This is a genomic window from Clostridium felsineum DSM 794, assembly GCF_002006355.2.
GTDB classification, from domain to species: Bacteria; Bacillota; Clostridia; order Clostridiales; family Clostridiaceae; genus Clostridium_S; species Clostridium_S felsineum.
Window position 1 is genome coordinate 959,870 of sequence record NZ_CP096980.1, and the last position, 16,496, is coordinate 976,365.

Annotated in this window: 20 protein-coding genes and 1 pseudogene; 20 read left to right on the top strand and 1 reads right to left on the bottom strand. The window is 29.3% G+C overall.

The window, feature by feature from the left end:
* Positions 1-48: 48 nt before the first annotated feature.
* The 6 genes from CLFE_RS04575 to CLFE_RS04600 all read left to right on the top strand — a co-directional run bounded on the left by CLFE_RS04575 (position 49) and on the right by CLFE_RS04600 (position 6,689).
* Positions 49-1,527: a tagaturonate reductase gene (locus CLFE_RS04575; protein WP_077892431.1), complete on the top strand. Its 1,479-nt coding sequence runs from the start codon at positions 49-51 to the stop codon at positions 1,525-1,527.
* Positions 1,528-1,895: 368 nt separating this feature from the next.
* The gene (locus CLFE_RS04580) at positions 1,896-2,738 is read left to right on the top strand and encodes a CPBP family intramembrane glutamic endopeptidase (RefSeq protein WP_077892432.1); all 843 of its coding nucleotides are present in this window, start codon (positions 1,896-1,898) and stop codon (positions 2,736-2,738) included.
* Between the two features lie 116 nt (positions 2,739-2,854).
* Positions 2,855-3,952 carry a metallophosphoesterase gene (locus tag CLFE_RS04585; RefSeq protein ID WP_432706065.1) on the top strand — a complete coding sequence of 366 codons (1,098 nt, stop codon included), beginning with the start codon at positions 2,855-2,857 and terminating at the stop codon, positions 3,950-3,952.
* An 18-nt stretch (positions 3,953-3,970) separates the two neighbouring features.
* Positions 3,971-4,873 carry an ABC transporter ATP-binding protein gene (locus tag CLFE_RS04590; RefSeq protein WP_077892434.1) on the top strand — a complete coding sequence of 301 codons (903 nt, stop codon included), beginning with the start codon at positions 3,971-3,973 and terminating at the stop codon, positions 4,871-4,873.
* 13 nt (positions 4,874-4,886) lie between these two features.
* Positions 4,887-5,885, top strand: coding sequence for a DUF2705 family protein (locus CLFE_RS04595; protein WP_077892435.1), 999 nt, complete (start codon positions 4,887-4,889; stop codon positions 5,883-5,885).
* A 12-nt stretch (positions 5,886-5,897) separates the two neighbouring features.
* On the top strand, positions 5,898-6,689 hold the full coding sequence (locus tag CLFE_RS04600; protein WP_077852306.1) for an SGNH/GDSL hydrolase family protein: 792 nt from the start codon (positions 5,898-5,900) through the stop codon (positions 6,687-6,689).
* A gap of 48 nt (positions 6,690-6,737) precedes the next feature.
* Here CLFE_RS04600 and CLFE_RS04605 read toward each other — a convergent pair whose 3' ends face one another.
* Positions 6,738-7,205, bottom strand: coding sequence for a hypothetical protein (locus tag CLFE_RS04605; protein ID WP_242951556.1), 468 nt, complete (start codon positions 7,203-7,205; stop codon positions 6,738-6,740).
* 93 nt (positions 7,206-7,298) lie between these two features.
* Here CLFE_RS04605 and CLFE_RS04610 point away from each other — a divergent pair, with 93 nt between their 5' ends.
* From CLFE_RS04610 to CLFE_RS04675, 14 genes and pseudogenes are all read left to right on the top strand, one after another.
* Positions 7,299-8,000: an alpha/beta hydrolase gene (locus CLFE_RS04610; protein ID WP_077892437.1), complete on the top strand. Its 702-nt coding sequence runs from the start codon at positions 7,299-7,301 to the stop codon at positions 7,998-8,000.
* A gap of 12 nt (positions 8,001-8,012) precedes the next feature.
* On the top strand, positions 8,013-8,198 hold the full coding sequence (locus tag CLFE_RS04615) for a hypothetical protein (protein WP_242951557.1): 186 nt from the start codon (positions 8,013-8,015) through the stop codon (positions 8,196-8,198).
* Between the two features lie 41 nt (positions 8,199-8,239).
* Positions 8,240-8,524, top strand: a complete 285-nt coding sequence (locus CLFE_RS04620) for a GNAT family N-acetyltransferase (RefSeq protein WP_242951561.1) — start codon at positions 8,240-8,242, stop codon at positions 8,522-8,524.
* Between the two features lie 70 nt (positions 8,525-8,594).
* On the top strand, positions 8,595-9,095 hold the full coding sequence (locus CLFE_RS04625) for a GNAT family N-acetyltransferase (protein WP_077892438.1): 501 nt from the start codon (positions 8,595-8,597) through the stop codon (positions 9,093-9,095).
* Positions 9,096-9,131: 36 nt separating this feature from the next.
* A complete protein-coding gene (locus tag CLFE_RS04630) occupies positions 9,132-9,908 on the top strand; it encodes an alpha/beta fold hydrolase (protein WP_077892439.1) in 777 nt (258 codons plus the stop codon).
* 114 nt (positions 9,909-10,022) lie between these two features.
* Positions 10,023-10,565 (top strand): annotated as a pseudogene (locus CLFE_RS04635) (GNAT family N-acetyltransferase); the annotation flags it as partial.
* Between the two features lie 81 nt (positions 10,566-10,646).
* On the top strand, positions 10,647-11,060 hold the full coding sequence (locus CLFE_RS04640; RefSeq protein ID WP_349497244.1) for a GNAT family N-acetyltransferase: 414 nt from the start codon (positions 10,647-10,649) through the stop codon (positions 11,058-11,060).
* A gap of 12 nt (positions 11,061-11,072) precedes the next feature.
* Positions 11,073-11,576, top strand: a complete 504-nt coding sequence (locus CLFE_RS04645) for a GNAT family N-acetyltransferase (protein ID WP_077892441.1) — start codon at positions 11,073-11,075, stop codon at positions 11,574-11,576.
* Between the two features lie 114 nt (positions 11,577-11,690).
* A complete protein-coding gene (locus CLFE_RS04650) occupies positions 11,691-12,221 on the top strand; it encodes a PadR family transcriptional regulator (protein ID WP_077892442.1) in 531 nt (176 codons plus the stop codon).
* A 57-nt stretch (positions 12,222-12,278) separates the two neighbouring features.
* On the top strand, positions 12,279-12,734 hold the full coding sequence (locus CLFE_RS04655; protein WP_077892443.1) for a DUF2889 domain-containing protein: 456 nt from the start codon (positions 12,279-12,281) through the stop codon (positions 12,732-12,734).
* Positions 12,735-12,756: 22 nt separating this feature from the next.
* Positions 12,757-13,215, top strand: coding sequence for a hypothetical protein (locus tag CLFE_RS04660; protein WP_077892444.1), 459 nt, complete (start codon positions 12,757-12,759; stop codon positions 13,213-13,215).
* A gap of 105 nt (positions 13,216-13,320) precedes the next feature.
* Positions 13,321-14,619 carry a helix-turn-helix domain-containing protein gene (locus CLFE_RS04665; RefSeq protein WP_077892445.1) on the top strand — a complete coding sequence of 433 codons (1,299 nt, stop codon included), beginning with the start codon at positions 13,321-13,323 and terminating at the stop codon, positions 14,617-14,619.
* Positions 14,613-14,762 carry a hypothetical protein gene (locus tag CLFE_RS04670; protein ID WP_169850876.1) on the top strand — a complete coding sequence of 50 codons (150 nt, stop codon included), beginning with the start codon at positions 14,613-14,615 and terminating at the stop codon, positions 14,760-14,762. The genes CLFE_RS04665 and CLFE_RS04670 overlap by 7 nt, the downstream gene beginning before the upstream one ends.
* 1,015 nt (positions 14,763-15,777) lie before the next feature.
* On the top strand, positions 15,778-16,434 hold the full coding sequence (locus CLFE_RS04675; RefSeq protein ID WP_077832178.1) for a histidine phosphatase family protein: 657 nt from the start codon (positions 15,778-15,780) through the stop codon (positions 16,432-16,434).
* Positions 16,435-16,496: the final 62 nt, after the last annotated feature.

Below are 16,496 nucleotides of genomic sequence, written 5' to 3' on the forward strand. Positions count from 1 at the left end.
GAGCGAAGCATTTAAAACTTTTATAATAAAACCTTAGGAGGAACCATAATGAATTTAAATAAGGAAACCTTTAAAGACTATAAAAAATACCCCGAGAGAATTATACAATTTGGAGAAGGAAACTTTTTAAGAGCTTTTGTGGACTGGCAAATACAAAAAATGAATGATGAGGCTAATTTTAATTCAGGAGTAGTAGCAATTCAACCTAGAGAAAGCGGAAGAGTACTCCCTAAATTAAAGGCACAAGATGGTCTATTTACTGTATGTCTTCAAGGAATTAAGGATGGAGAAGCTGTTAAGGAGCATTCTGTTATTAACTGTATAAGTAACTGTATAAATCCATATGAAGAGTTTGATAAATATCTTGAAGTAGCAAGAAGTAAGGAATTAAAATTTGTTATATCAAACACAACAGAAGCTGGAATTGCCTTTGATGAAAATGATAAATACAAAAGTGGATGTCAAAAAAGTTATCCAGGAAAACTTACAGCGTTATTGTATGAAAGGTTTAAATTTTTTAAAGGGGAAAAGGGCAGGGGTCTTATAGTTATTCCTTGTGAGTTAATTGAAAAAAATGGTGAGGAGCTTAAAGCTATAATAAAGAAGTATGCAGAGGTGTGGAAGCTTGAAGAAGAGTTTTTAGCTTGGATAGAAACAGAGAATACATTTTGCAATACACTTGTAGATAGAATAGTTCCAGGATATCCTAAGGATAATATTGAAGAAGTTACAAAAGAAATCGGATATGAAGATAAAATGGTAGTAGTAAGTGAACAATATTATTTATGGGTAATTGAAGGACCAAGCTTCCTTAAGGATGAACTTCCAGTTGAAGAAGCTGGACTAAACGTAAAATTGGTTAATGATGTTACGCCATATAGAGAAAGAAAAGTAAGAATATTAAACGGAGCTCATACTGCACTTGTTCCAGTGGCATACCTTTATGGGTTAGATACTGTAAGAGAAGCTGTAGAGCATGAAGTTGTAGGAGAATTTATAAAAGAAGCTATATATGAAGAAATAGTTCCTACTTTAGTAAGTGAAGATATTCCAGAAGAAGAGCTAGTTACATATGCTGATTCAATTATTGAAAGATTTAAAAACCCATTTATACATCATTATTTAATGACTATAGCTTTAAATTCTATGTCAAAGTTTGAAACAAGAGACATGCCTTCTATACTTGATTATTTAAAGATAAATGGAGAACTTCCTCATAGACTAGTATTTTCACTAGCAGCTTTAATATATTTTTATAAGGGCAAGAGAGGCAAGGAAACTATAGAATTATCAGATGATGATCATATTTTAAAGTTTTACAAAACTATCTGGGAAAATTGTGACGGAACAGAGGAAGCTTTAGAAAAGCTAGTTCAAGCAGTTTTAGCTTATAAGGACATATGGAAAATGGATTTAAATAAAGTTGAAGGTTTAAAAATGGCTATTACTAAAAATATAGTAAATATTGAACAGCTAGGAATTAAAAAAGCATTAGAAATTCATTTGAATACTGTAAAGGTTAGATAAAAAGATTAGATTAGAAAATTGAATAAGAATAGAGATAATAAAGGCATTTAATTAATTTTAAATGCTTTTATTTTGTTACATACTTGTATAAAAAGGTACATATGTTTACAATAATAATGATAAAGCAAGTGGTAAAACCAATACACCAACCTATAAGTTTAATGTATCAGGCGAAGATTAATATATAGTCTTCGATAAGATAATTACCTTTAATGTGGATCATTAAATGAAATAATTAAACTTACTTATAGGACAAATATATTTTAAATAAAAAAAGGTTTTGAGGAAGAAGGTTACGTTATTACCTTCTTTTTTCTTTACAATAACATAGAAAAGGATATAAACTAGAACAGAAAAGAGGTGAAAAATTGAAGCAATTAAAGAGAGACGAAATAATAACTTTTTTGATTTTTACTTTTGTAGGAACGTATTTATGTTGGGGAATTTTAGCCTTATCATCTAGAAGTATTTTAAATAAAAGTATTTATTATAATAATAGTCTATATACCTTTTTAAGAATATTAGGAGCGTCTATGCCAAGTATTGTAGGAATAATACTCTCTTATTATTTTAGAGGAAAAGCTGGTATAAATTATTTATTTAAAAGCCTAATGAAGTGGAAATTTAATGTTCTTTTTTATTTAGCCGCAATGTTTTCTGTAAATGCACAAAGTTTTATTATTGGAGTTATTTATAATGTACTAGGTGGAAATACTAAAGTTATAATTAATACCAGTCAGTCTTATTTATTTAAAACTAATAGTATAATTGGTGTGATAGGCTTATTTGTATTAATAGTTTTATTTGGAGGTCCTGTTGAAGAAGAGCTTGGATGGAGAGGTTTTTTACTTCCTAGACTTCAAAGTAAATTTCATCCAATACTTTCAGGAATAATAGTAGGAGTCATATGGACTTTTTGGCATTTGCCTATGTTTTTTATTAAAGGCTCAGGGTATGAAGGCTTTATAAGCTACCTAATAGTAACTATAATTTTGTCCTTAGAAATAACATGGCTTTATAATAAAACAAAAGGAAGTTTACTTATAGCAATTCTACTTCATGGATTTGATGATACCTATGCTGTAATATTTAGATTTTCATTAAATAGGGTAAGTAATGTGGTATGGATAGGTATAATTTTTATTGCTATTATTGTTGTTATAGATATGCTTAGAAAACCTTTAAATAAGGTTGTATTAAAAGATATATAAATGTATAATTAATAAAAATTAACATGTAGAGTTAGAAAGAAAGTGATTTAGTGAGAACGCTTTTAATAATAGTTGGAAATATTATTTTACTATTATTAATATTATTTATATATACTATGCTTTGGTACTATATCGGAGCAAAAGGAAAACGAGTACTTTTTACTAAGCGTAATAGTTCAGGAACAAAATTATACTGGATTATATTTTGGCTTTTAGCATTCTCTTTTATAATAGCTGCTATTTTAAGAAGTACTATAACCATAAATAATATGCTTACAGAAATGTTTACATATATAAGTGCAATTTCTCTAGCTGTATTTTGTTATCTTATAATACTTTTTCCAATAACTGATTTCATAAAATTTATGTTAAATAAACTAGGGTTTAGAGGAAAAGGGAGAGCTTATTTGAGCACTGTTTATGGTAGAGGAATCTCTATTTTTATAGTAGTTTTAGCTATAGTTATATTGGGCTTTTGGCATGCTATTAATCAAACAACAACCAATTATACAGTTAATGTAAATAAAAAGGCAGGTAAAATAAAAAAGTTAAATATTGTATTAGTATCAGATGTGCATATGGGTATAATGATTAGAGAACATGGAATTGATAAGCTTGTTACTTCAATAAATAGACTTAATCCAGATATAGTGTTTTTTGCAGGAGATATGGTAGACGAAAGTACAGAAGCTTCTCTTGAAAAATACTATAGCAGTGCTTTTAAAAAAATAAAAACAAAATACGGAGTTTATTCAATAACTGGAAATCATGAATATATGAATAATGCCGAGGTGGCAATTAAATATATGGAAAAAGCAAAGGTTAAGGTACTTAAGGATGAGGCAGTTAAAGTTAATGATAGCTTTTATGTTGTGGGAAGAAATGATGCGGCAGGTGGAAAAGTAAAGCCATTAAAGGAAGTTCTAAAGAATGTAGATAAAAAATTGCCTATTATTGAATTAAACCATAGACCAGTTGCTTTAGAAGAAGCAGAAAAAAACGGAGTGGATTTGCAGCTTTCAGGGCATACTCATCAAGGGCAAGTTTTTCCGTTTAATTTTACTACAGAACTTGTGTTTGAAGATAGCTATGGATATATGAAAAGAAGAAATTTTAATTTGATAGTAACTTCTGGTTATGGCACTTGGGGTCCACCTATAAGAGTAGGTACAAAGGGAGAGATAGTGAAGATAAATCTTGATTTTAGTAAGTAAATAGGAGAAGTGTATATTATGGAGGAGAAAATTTTACTTGTTAAGGATGTGCATAAAGTAATACATGGTAGGGAAATTATAAAGGGTATAACTTTTTCAATAGATGAAGGTGAGGTTTTGGGCTTTTTAGGACCCAATGGCTCAGGGAAATCCACAACCCTTAGAATGATTGTAGGACTTTCTAAACCCACTTCAGGTAAAATTGAAATTTGCGGACACTCAATTACTAATGAATATGTTAAAGCAATGGAAAAAGTAGGGTGTATAATAGAAGGACCAGATTTATACGAGTACATGAGTGGATACGATAATCTTAATATGCTTGCAGACATGGATAAAAATGTAACAAAAGAGGACATTGATTATGCAATTGATTTAGTTAATATGAGAAAAAGTATAAATGATAAGGTTTCAACTTATTCTCTTGGTATGAAGCAAAGAATGGGGCTTGCACAAGCACTTATGAAAAGACCAAAGCTGCTAATTTTAGATGAACCTACTAATGGTCTTGATCCATCAGGCATAAATGACTTAAGAAATTTAATACAAAGGTTATCAAAAGAAGAAAAAATATCGGTACTTATTTCAAGTCATCTTATAGCGGAAATTGAACTCATATGTGATAAGGTATCAATAATAAAAGCTGGGAGAGTTCTTAAAAATGCATCAGTTAAAGAACTTTTAAAAACTAAAGAAGTATTTTGGGAGCTCAGTGATAATGAAAAAGGTAAAAAAATCTTAAAAGAAAACTGGCAAATAAACAGCAAAGTTAACGATAATAAACTTGAGGCATCAGTTGATGAAGAAAGACTTATTACGATAAATGATTCGTTTGTAAATAATGGTCTAAAAATTAAATTTGCTAGTAGTAGACAGAAAAATCTTGAGGATTTATTTTTAAATATTACAGAGGATAGGTAGGGTAGGTGAAAATGTGGTAAAGCTAATTAAAAATGAACTCATAAAGATGTTATTTAAGAAAAAAATAATTTTAATTATGATAATTATATTAATAGAAGCTTGTGCATTTGCTTATGGTCAAAATAATAAGTACCAGAGAACAGTTAGAAGCTATACCAATAGTAACAGCACAAATTATGATTGGAGGCCTTTAATAAGCCAGCAAATTGAGGATTTACAAACTAAGCTGAAGTATAAAAATGTTCAAAAAGCTGATGAAAGATCCATCAATGTTCAAATAGAACAGTACAGATACTACCTTAAAAATAATATGAATCCTATGTCACCTACAGTTGGAAATTTTACTTCTAATTTAATGGAGCAATCTTTTACTTTAATGCTTCCACTGCTTATAATAATTCTTGCGGCGGATATAGTTTCTTCAGAGTTTTCTAATAGAACAATAAAGATGCTTTTAACAAGATCATATCCTAGATGGAAGATATTACTTAGTAAATATATAGCACTTATTATAATGTCTGGGTTTGTTGTATTTTTGATGACTATAATACCTTTAATAGTTTCATTTATTGTATTTAAACGTCCTGGCTTTTATGAACCAGTTATAACTGGATATAAAGTAATAGCTGGTAAGGTTAATGCTTCAAGTGTTGTTGGAATATATGAGGGCGAGTATATTTTGATTATTTCTGCTTTAAGCTTTTTTATATCTATAGTTGTTGCATCAATATCTTTCATGATATCAATTTTTGTAAGAAGTGTCGGAGCAGCTATAGGAATAATGATGGCAGCATTAATAGGAGGAAATATTTTAAGTGTATTTTTAGAAGATATAGAGGCGGCAAAATATTTTTTTGTGGTTAACTTAAATTTACCCCAGTATCTTACTGGAAAAGTGAGAATAGTATCAGGTATGAATTTTGACTTTTCAATGCTAATATTAATAATATGGGCAGTAGTTTCAGTTGTCATAAGCTTTGTTGCATTTAATAGAAAAGACGTACTTGTTTAGAGAGGTGAGAAAATGTTAAAAAAATTAATAATGGGTATAGTTGTTATTGCAGCTAGTGTAGTTTTAGTGATATCAATTTTAGGAATAAGAGAAGCAGTAGGTTTAACATCATCTCCTGTGGACAAGTATATAAGTAAAAGTAGTAAGGAGACTTCTATGATAAAAGGAAATAATAATACTACTAATGCCTATAATATCCTTGTGATGGGAGATTCTTTGGCAAAGGGTACAGGAGATGAGAAAGGTAAAGGCTTTAGCGGATATTTTGCGGATTATTTTAGAAAGAAAAACAATAAAAATGTTAAGATTGATAATATAGCGGTTAATGGAGATGTATCAAATGGTCTTCTTCAGATAGTAAAAAATAAGGATACTGAAAATTTAATTAAGAAAGCAAATATGATTTTTATATCTATTGGAGGAAACGAGGTAAGTAAATTTAAATTTGAAAATACTATTTCAGCCATTGATTTAAAAAATACAGAGGATAAGTATGTAGATAATGTGATGGATATAGTTAAACTTATACGGGATAATAATTCTAAATGCACTGTTGTTTTTATAGGTTTATATAATCCCTTTGGAAATAGTATAGGAACAGATAAAATTGAACTTTTAAATACTTGGAATTATAGAACACAAAATATTATTGCAGATGACTCTAATGCAGTTTTTATACCAACCTATGATCTTTTTAAGTATGATACTGAAAAATACCTTACTATAGATAATTTTCATCCTAACAGTTCTGGCTACAAGGCTATAGCTCAAAGAATTGAGGAAGTTTTAAAAAGTCATAAATAAAAGTAGTGCTGTAGATAATTTTATAAGGATATCTACAGTACTTTTTTATTAATTAAAAGTCAGGTATATGCTGCCGTTATAGGCTTTTTTAGCTGTAACCTCAATATTAATGCCATTTTTATTAACTCCTGTAACATTTAAGGTGGTATCTGCATTTCCGCTTTTATTGAAAATAGTTTTAGATAGAATAATGTTGTTATTTTTCTTTAATTTTAAATTCAAGTTTCCTGTTTTAACCTTTGATGAAATTTTTATACTGCATTTTGAGTTTTTTAGTTTTATGTTTCTAACGTCCTTACCATCTAAATAGGCAAATTTTACATCATAGGTATTGTCACTGGTATTGTCAGTATACATTTTACCTTCTATATTTTGTGATACGTCGTTTATACCTGTTGAATTATCATTAGTACTTTTTAAAGAATTAAAGCCAAAGTAGCCTACAATGGATAAGATTAGTAAAAGTATAAGAACAACAAAAGCTATAAAAAATTTTCTGTTCTTTAAAATTTCCATAATTAACATCTTCCCTCTAAAATGATATATTATATATAATATACTGTTTTATATGGTAAAAAACAATACATATTTTATTAAGAGAGGTGTATTATGAGTTTTTTAAATAAGAGAAGAATAGAAATAGGAAATATTCCAGCTATTTTGTGGGGAAAGGCTTCAGATAAAATATATATATTTGTACATGGAAAAGGATCAAATAAAGAAAGTGCACATAAATTTGCCCAGATAGCTGAAGATAAAGGATATCAGGTTCTTAGCTTTGATCTTCCTGAACACGGTGAACGAAAAAATGAAAATTATAAATGTGATGTTTTTAATGGAGTACAGGAGCTTAAAATAGTTTGGAGTTATGTAGAGAAGAAGTGGACAATCATAAATTTATTTGGCTGTAGTCTAGGTGCATATTTTAGCTTAATTGCATATAAAGATTATCCTATAGATAAATGTTTATTTCAGTCACCAATTGTTGATATGGAACATCTTATAGGAAAAATGTTCGAATGGTTTAATGTAACTGAGGAATTACTTAGAGAAAAAAAGAAAATAGCTACACCAATAGATATCCTTTCTTGGGATTACTATTGTTATGTAAAACAACATCCGATTATTAAATGGAATGTACCCACCTCAATTATTTATGGAACAAAAGATAATTTGCAGAGTTCTATAGTTATAGAGGATTTTGTAAAAAGGTTTAAGAGTGAGTTAACAATATCAGTTAATAGTGAACATGATTTTCATACAAGTAAGTCAGAAGAAGAGGTTATACAATGGCTTAATAAATATATCTAAGGGGGGATATTTTTGAATAGCAATATTGTATTCAGAAATGTTGAAAAATCAGATACAAGAGTTTTGTGGGAAATGATGAATAGCTTGGATTATGAAACAAAGTTTATGATGTTTGAGCCAGGTGAAAGACCTAAAAGATTAGATAAACTTCATAAGGTTGTGGATGGTGCAGTAGATGAAAATAATTTATTTTTTTAACATTAGATAAAAGTGAAATTATAGGTTATATTTCAGCTGAGATAGGAGCAGTAAGAAGAAATAAACATAGCGCATATATAGTAGTTGGTATAAGAGAAAAATATCAAAATGATGGAATTGGTACAAAGTTTTTTGAAAAGCTAAATGAATGGGCTAAGCAAAGAAAAATCATTAGGCTTGAACTTACGGTGCTTTGTATTAATAAGGTGGCCACGCATTTATATAGAAAAAATGGCTTTGAAATAGAGGGCATAAAAAGAAAATCTATGTATGTGGATGGAAAGTACATAGATGAATACTTAATGGCTAAGATAATTAATTTGTAGTTATTATTTTATATAAAAAATAAATTGTTTAATTATATAAAAATCTAAATAGGGTAGTAGGTGTAAATACATGTTTGAAATTCGTAAAGCCATTGGAGAAGATGCATTAGGCATAAGTATAGTAAATGTATATACATGGAAAACAACATATACTGGATTAATACCTGATGAGTTGATTAATAAAAGAATTAATGAGTTAAAAGATTTAGCTGAGAAAAGACGAGAAGATATAAAGAAAAATAATAATGTAATAGTAATATCTTTAGAAAATACAATTATAGGATTTTGTAGTTATGGGAAATCAAGAAATACATCATTTGCTGATTCAGGAGAAATTAATGCACTGTATTTACTTCAAGGTTTTCAGGGATTAGGATTAGGAAAAAAATTATTTTTAACTACAATAGATGAATTAAAACAGCTTGGGTATTCTTCAGTAATAATTAATTGTCTAAAAGGAAATCCAGCTATGAGATTTTATAAACATATGGGTGGGAATATTGTATCGAAACGCGAAGATGAAATTAAAGGAAGGTTAATTCGAGAAGATATAATTTATATTAAAATCTAATATGAGCTATCAATTTTAAAGAAAGTAGTGATATATATGAAAGAATATATATTAGATAACAAAACAAAGATGAGGTATCATGATTTACCTGGTGAGGATACCCCAATATTATTTATACATGGTTTAGGCTGTGCAGGTTCATTTGATTATCCAGAAGTAGCAGCACAAAGTGATTTGATAAAGCACAGGCGAATATTAGTAGACTTATTAGGTAGTGGATTTAGTGATAAACCAGATAACTATAAGTATACCGTAAAAGAACATGCAAACTACTTATATAATTTTGTTCAAGACTTAAAGTTAAACAAATTCATTATATTTGGACATAGTTTGGGCGGAGCTATTGCATTAGAACTTGCGGATAAATGCGGGGAAAATATTGAAACAATTATTCTTAGTGAGTCTAATTTAGACAAAAGTAGTAAAGGTTCATCAAGCTATGAGATTGGAAGTTACACAGAAGAGGATTTTGTTAATTCTATATTTGATAAAATTATAAATGAAAACTCCAGTGAAAGTTCTATGTGGAAGGCATCTTTAGCTGTTTGTTCATCTACTGCTATTAGTAGAATTTCAAAATCAGCAGTTCTTGGAGGAGAAACATCTTGGCGTGAAATATTATATTCACTTAACTTAAAAAGGACATTTGTTTTTGGTGAGAAGTCCTTACCAGATAATGATGAAATAGAACTAAGAAAGCACGAAATAAATATTGAAATTGTAGAAGGGGCAGGACATTCTATGGCATGGGAAAATCCTAAAGGTTTAGCAAAGGCAATTAAAAAAGGAATTTTATACGCACGGGGATTGTAGTGATTAGTTAGCTTAGAAGAGTATAAGTTCATGAATTAGAAGGAAGTTATTTAGAAGCTGAATACCTTCTGTTAAATAAAAATAAGCTATATACTACTTAAGGAGATGATAAAAATGTTATTAGAAACTAAAAGACTTATATTGCGTCCATGGAAGGAAGAAGACGCAGATCAGTTATATAAGTATGCGAAGGATCCAAGGGTAGGGCCAATTGCAGGGTGGCCAGTACATACCAGCGTTGAGAATAGTCGTCAGATTATCAAAGAGGTTCTTTCAGAAGATGAGACTTATGCAGTTGTATTAAAAAAAGATGGATTACCAATTGGTAGTGTAGGACTTATGCTTGGTAAAAAGAGTAATCTAACTGTAGGTGATAAGGAAGGTGAAATTGGTTACTGGATTGGTGTCCCTTATTGGGGAAAAGGTTTGATACCAGAGGCGGTTAAGGAGCTTATGCGTTATGGCTTTGAAGAATTGGGCCTTAAAGTTATTTGGTGTGGATATTTTGAAGGGAATAATAAATCTTGGCGTGTTCAACAAAAATGCGGATTTAAGTATCATCATACTGAGAAAGATATAGAATGTAATTTAATGAATGATATTAGAACTGAGCATGCTACTTGTATTACTAAAGAACAGTGGTATAATAAGCAATCCAGTAGTGATATAGAAATAGAGATTAAATTTGCTTATGATGAAAAAGAGGAAATAGGAAGGTTATTTTCGGAATATACACAAATGCTTATCGAAAATGATTCTAGCTTTGAGAAATATTTGGAGTTGCAAAATTATGATTCTGAAATCGAACACCTAGAAGAGAAATATGGATTGCCCTATGGTAGATTATACATAGTTAAGGCTAAAAATAAAATTGTAGGATGTATTGGATTAAGAAAAATAGATAATGAAAACTGTGAAATGAAAAGACTATACGTTAGAGAAGAGTTTCGAGGACACAAAATTGCAGGTCAATTAGTAAAAACAATTATTAAAGATGCTAAAGAGATTGGTTATAAAAGTATGCTTTTAGACACATTACCTTTTTTAAAAGGGGCTATAAGTTTATATAAAAAATTTGGATTTTATGAAATTGAGTCATATAATAATAGTCCTATGGATACTTCAATTTATATGAAATTAAATTTAAAGTAAAGGCGGAAACATATGATTTATTTAAAGGAAGCAAACCTAGAAGATGCTAAAAAAGAATATAAATTTATTAAGGACACACCTACAGATGAAAATGGTTTTGAAAATAAATATTATGGCTTATCTTATGAAGATTTTGTAAATAAGGCATTACCAGAAATTATAAAGTTTTCAAAAGGCATAGATTTACCTAAAGGTTATGTACCACAAAGCTTTTATTTTTTGTGGGATGAAGATAGTATTGTAGGACTATTTAAGATAAGACATTATTTAACTGAGGCTTTAAGAAATGGTGTGGGGCATATTGGTTATGGTATTCATAAAGATTATCGCTCAAAAGGATATGCTACAAAAGGACTAGCTTTAGCTATAGAAAAAGCAAAAAAAATCATTAAGGAAGATGAAATATATTTTAGCGTACATATTGATAATCCAGCATCGTTAAAAGTTCAGTTAAACAATAATGCTTATGTACATCATTCAGATGAAAAGGAGCATTACACAAGAATAAAGGTATAGAATGATTTTCATAAAGTGATGATATAGAAGTTAATTACACAATTTGTAAGTATTGTTGACATTATTTAATAAAATGATATACTATAGTCAGTACTGAGTATGAGGAGATTAAAAATGAAAGTTCAATTATATATTTTAGGGCTTCTTATGAGATATGGTCCAAAGCATGGATATAGTATTAAACAAATAGTGTCAGATAATATAGCAGCATTTGCAAAAATTAAACTTCCTACAATATATTATCATTTGGATAAACTATCTGAAAAAGCCTATATAAATTCTGTTATTCAGAAAGATGGCAATAGACCTGAAAAAACAGTATATTCTATTACTGATTTGGGAGTTAATTATTTTAATTCTCTACTTAATAAAATTTTAGCTGAAAATTATAGTTTGGAATTTGATTTTGATGGAGTATTATATTTTTCTGATTTTGCTAATAAGAATGCTATTATTATAAATTTAAATAGGCAAAAAGAATATATAGAAAACAAGTTGAAAGAATTAATAGTTACTAAAGATAATACACTTAATAATTTGTTACCTGATTATAGAATTTATTGTATTAGTATATTTAATCATCATATATATCATTTACAAACTGAATTAAAATGGATAAATGAGACATTAAAGGAACTCTCTTAGGAGTTCCAAAAAAATGCTATTATAGTCAGTACTGAGTATAATTACGGAGGTGTATTTATGGAAAAAAGCCTTTATTCGAGAAACTTTGAGGTTAATTATTATGAGCTGGAAGACGATATTTGGAGAACCACTTCACATTTAATTGATGGTCAACATGATATTGAAGTAACAGTAGATGTATGCGTACCGGATATGGTTATATTAAATGCAAAGGTAAAATTATTGCGGTATCCAATTAAACATTGTATTTTAATTGATAATAAAATGAAAAAATTGAAAGGGGTTAATGTTATTTCGGAATTCCGTTCTAAATGTGATGAATTATTTTCTAGTGAAATGGGATGTGGGAATATTAGAATGCTTCTTGGAATTTCTGTACCTGGAGTGATATTTAATTATTTTCCACATCAAATTAAAATAGGAAATATGACAGAAAATCAATGGTGGGATTTTTGCAAGGAAAAACTGCATAATGCATGTATAGCTCACTCAATGATGACTAATGATTATTAAACAAAGAAGGAAAAGGTGAATTATGAGTTATAAATTAAAAGAGGTTACAATAAGAACTAATAACTCCATAGAGGGAATGAAAGAAATAGATGAAATTTGGAAGGACATTGAAAACGGAAAATTACCCATTCTTTTTGATACAGATCATGTATTTCAAAAAGGTGTTTCTCCGGTTTCTAAATATAGTAATTATACTAGTGACGAAATGGGAAACCATGATATTACTGTAATGGCAGTAAAGCCTGATTTCTTTGAGGAAATGGAAATGAAAGTAATGGAAGGTCTTTATAAAAAATATGATGAAGAAGACGAGAGTGGTAACATAAGTATATGTGCAAAAAAGGCATGGAAAAAAGTATGGCAAGACTACAAATCAGGCAATATAGATAGGACTTTTACAGAGGACTATGAAAGTACTGTTCCTCCTGAGTATACAAAAGATGGAAAGGCTCACTGCTATTTATATATTGCTGTTAAGTAATGACGTCTATGATCCACCATATTCCTTATATTTAGAATGTTTACAGTATATTGCAAAACTGATATACTATAGTAAACAATTAATATTACGGTGGTGATTAAATACATGACGAACATTATGACGGTTGGCGAAAAGATAAAAAAATTAAGAAGCGAATATAAGTTAAATCAAGATGACATCGTAGGAACAGAGCTCACCCGTAACCTCATAAGTCAAATTGAACACGGAAAAGCTAATCTAACAAGAAGTACAGCAGAATTAATAATAAGAAATACAAGCGATATATTAAAACATAGAGGAATTCCTATTGATAAAAATTTAAATGTTGACTATTTACTTGAAGATGAAAATGAACAGGCAAAAAAAATAATAAATAAATATATAAGAGATCTCAAGGATGCAAGTTTTTTTAAAGATAATCGTTTTAGTGAATTATTAAAATCAGTAGAAAATATGTTAGTTCAGTGGGATTTTCCCGAACTTAAAATTGAAATATGTGAAATTGCAGGAGATTATTTTACAAGCAAAAACGAATTTTATAGAGCTTCAATATACTTTGAGAACATACGTTATTTAGTAAACAGTAAGGAAAGTCTATCAAAACTAATCCCTGCATTGCGTAAATTATCTATTGTTTACTATTATATGGGCAGATTTAAAGAAGGAATAAATGTATGTAAATATGCACTTGATAGATTTGCAGATATGGAAGAAGAATACAAAGGGATATTTATGTTTAATATGGCTTTGTATTATAATGATCTAGGGCAATACGAAAAAGCGTTGAAGGTATTAGAAGATTTTCAATATGCTATAAAGTTAACAGATAAGCAGAAACAAAACAAAGTGGAATTATTAAGGGCGTCATGTTTGCACGCAACTAAACACTATGCGGAAGCTTTGAACATTAACATACATCTTCTAAAATCAGCATCTAAAGATGATATAAAGAATATGTGTTTGTATTATGGCAATTTAGCAGAGGGGTATATTAAATTAGGTCAAAAGTATAAAGCTGTTGATTGTGCTGAGCAGATTAAAAAGTTAGTAGGCGATGTTTCTGGAGAATGGATGTTCTTACCTGCAATTTATTTTGAACTAGGTTTATTGTGTAGACTACTAGGAGACAATCCTGTTTATTATTTAAAAAAAGCTCTTGATTCTGCCAAATCCTTCAAGTATGAAAAAGGAGTATGTGATACTTTAATAGAATTTGCAAAAGTTGACAATAAAGAACTGCCTATAAATTTAAGAGATGAGCTTGTGTTGTTGATTGAGGAGAGAAACTCTATACCACCAAAAGTTATGACTGCTATTATAGAGTACTATGCAAAACGCCGTCAAGATAGCATTATTATAGAAATCTGCGGTTTCTGTAATAAAAAGGGGGTGAAAGAATGCTAAGGTTAAAAGATAAACTAAAGGCACTGACAGGACTAAAGGGTGTGTTACTGTTTGGTGTAGCAGTTGGAGTAATGACTGCTGTTATCTGTGTGACTAATGCTGGTTATGCTATACTAGCTTATAGTCCGGGGTTTCCGTGGTGATAAACTGAAAAAACTGTAATATTAAAATGCGGTAGTAAAAAAGGGCATTAGCAGTAATACTGTTAGTGTTCTTTTTTTACTGTTATTTTTGTCAAAAAACATTTTTAACCATAATTACAAATGTCTTAAAGTATTGAATGCAATGGTTAGGTTTTGTAAATTTTAAATTTTACTGTAAAAAATTTCATATAGAGGTTTATACTTATTTTTTATTTACTTACATTAATTACAGTAATATAATAGGCTGTGTTGTGGGTGCCCTTTAGTAAACATATAACCCTCTAGGACGGTATTGAGAATTGACTAGGCTTCTATAAAATTATCCTTTGGCACTCACAGACAATTACCGCAGTACTACCGCAAGAAACAGACAAGACTAACGCAGTACTGACACAATTATTGTGAAAAGTTTTTGTGTCAGAAAAAATATTACAGACATAAGTTGGCACGTATTAATACCTTCTCACCTGTTGGTGGACGTTTCAATTTATGCACTTTTTTCTTAAATATATTTTAACCTTTTTACTATTACAAAAGATGTTATTTTTGTTGTACTTTTGATACTAACTTATAACACACCCATACAACTTTATATTAGACATAAAAGATAATGGTTCAAAAGTACTGTTTTATGGCACAATAATATCTATACTTCCATATAGTATCCCACAGAATAACGCCATGTAAGTATATGTTTATGTAGATTTATAGTTACAATAGTTCATATTATTTATAACAGTATCACAATATAGAGTTTTTTCTAAGTAGTAGATACAGATAATGGCGTTTAACAAAAAAGGGAAGGGCACTTATTAGCCCTCTCCCTATGTTTTTTAAATGGCATATCTTATAATTATTTAATATTTTTGAATATTTCATTAAGGCTATTTTTATAGTGCTTTTCTTAAAGCTTTTTTAGTATATAAAATATGGAAAATCACTCTGCTATTTATATATTGCTGTTAAGTAATGTGAAGTGATATAATAACCACATAAAAGGATGTGGTTATTAATTATGAAAACAACGGTTTTACTTGTAAGACATGGAGAGACTGAGTGGAATGTGCAGGGAAGATTTCAGGGTTGCCATGATATTAATCTTACTAATAACGGAATAAGACAAGCTGAGAAGGTTTCTAAAAGATTAGAAGGAAAGTTTGATTGTGTTTATGCAAGTCCTTTAAAGAGGGCTTTTGATACTGCAAGTTTGATTGCAGAAACTAAAGGAATAAAGCCTGTAGTTGAAGAGGATTTAAGGGAGATAAACTTTGGGCTTTGGGAAGGCTTAACAATGAAGGACATAGAATTAGAATTCCCAAAAGAGTTTAATATTTGGAGAAATGACGCAGAGGAAGGTCCCTTATGTGGTGGAGATTTAAGTATAAAAAGGGCTTCATTGAGAGCTAAAGAAGCTGTATTAAAAATAGTTAGAGAAAATAAAGGCAAAAGCATTGTAATGGTGGCTCATGGAGGAATAATAAAAGCGGTACTTATAGCTCTTTTTAATTGGGACATGTTAATGTATCATAGAATCTTATTAGGAAATACATCAATATGCAAGCTAGAGTTTAATGATGATATGCCTCGTATAGTAACATTAAATGATGTAAGTCATTTACCAGAGGAATATCGTGAAAAAGATCCGATGCATATAAAAAAGGAAGTTGTATAGGAAAAATATAAACAAGTTCTCTTTTGTATTGTTATACAGGAGTGAACTTTATTTTTTTATCC

Excerpts from the sequence above, each read along its gene's own strand:
- CLFE_RS04630 (WP_077892439.1), top strand. The coding sequence starts at position 9,132 with ATGAAAGAATATATATTAGATAACAAAACAAAGATGAGGTATCATGAT.
- CLFE_RS04670 (WP_169850876.1), top strand. The coding sequence starts at position 14,613 with ATGCTAAGGTTAAAAGATAAACTAAAGGCACTGACAGGACTAAAGGGT.
- CLFE_RS04655 (WP_077892443.1), top strand. The coding sequence starts at position 12,279 with ATGGAAAAAAGCCTTTATTCGAGAAACTTTGAGGTTAATTATTATGAG.
- CLFE_RS04590 (WP_077892434.1), top strand. The coding sequence starts at position 3,971 with ATGGAGGAGAAAATTTTACTTGTTAAGGATGTGCATAAAGTAATACAT.
- CLFE_RS04610 (WP_077892437.1), top strand. The coding sequence starts at position 7,299 with ATGAGTTTTTTAAATAAGAGAAGAATAGAAATAGGAAATATTCCAGCT.
- CLFE_RS04660 (WP_077892444.1), top strand. The coding sequence starts at position 12,757 with ATGAGTTATAAATTAAAAGAGGTTACAATAAGAACTAATAACTCCATA.
- CLFE_RS04650 (WP_077892442.1), top strand. The coding sequence starts at position 11,691 with ATGAAAGTTCAATTATATATTTTAGGGCTTCTTATGAGATATGGTCCA.
- CLFE_RS04625 (WP_077892438.1), top strand. The coding sequence starts at position 8,595 with ATGTTTGAAATTCGTAAAGCCATTGGAGAAGATGCATTAGGCATAAGT.
- CLFE_RS04675 (WP_077832178.1), top strand. The coding sequence starts at position 15,778 with ATGAAAACAACGGTTTTACTTGTAAGACATGGAGAGACTGAGTGGAAT.
- CLFE_RS04575 (WP_077892431.1), top strand. The coding sequence starts at position 49 with ATGAATTTAAATAAGGAAACCTTTAAAGACTATAAAAAATACCCCGAG.
- CLFE_RS04640 (WP_349497244.1), top strand. The coding sequence starts at position 10,647 with ATGCTTATCGAAAATGATTCTAGCTTTGAGAAATATTTGGAGTTGCAA.
- CLFE_RS04665 (WP_077892445.1), top strand. The coding sequence starts at position 13,321 with ATGACGAACATTATGACGGTTGGCGAAAAGATAAAAAAATTAAGAAGC.
- CLFE_RS04605 (WP_242951556.1), bottom strand. The coding sequence starts at position 7,205 with ATGGAAATTTTAAAGAACAGAAAATTTTTTATAGCTTTTGTTGTTCTT.
- CLFE_RS04600 (WP_077852306.1), top strand. The coding sequence starts at position 5,898 with ATGTTAAAAAAATTAATAATGGGTATAGTTGTTATTGCAGCTAGTGTA.
- CLFE_RS04645 (WP_077892441.1), top strand. The coding sequence starts at position 11,073 with ATGATTTATTTAAAGGAAGCAAACCTAGAAGATGCTAAAAAAGAATAT.
- CLFE_RS04585 (WP_432706065.1), top strand. The coding sequence starts at position 2,855 with ATGCTTTGGTACTATATCGGAGCAAAAGGAAAACGAGTACTTTTTACT.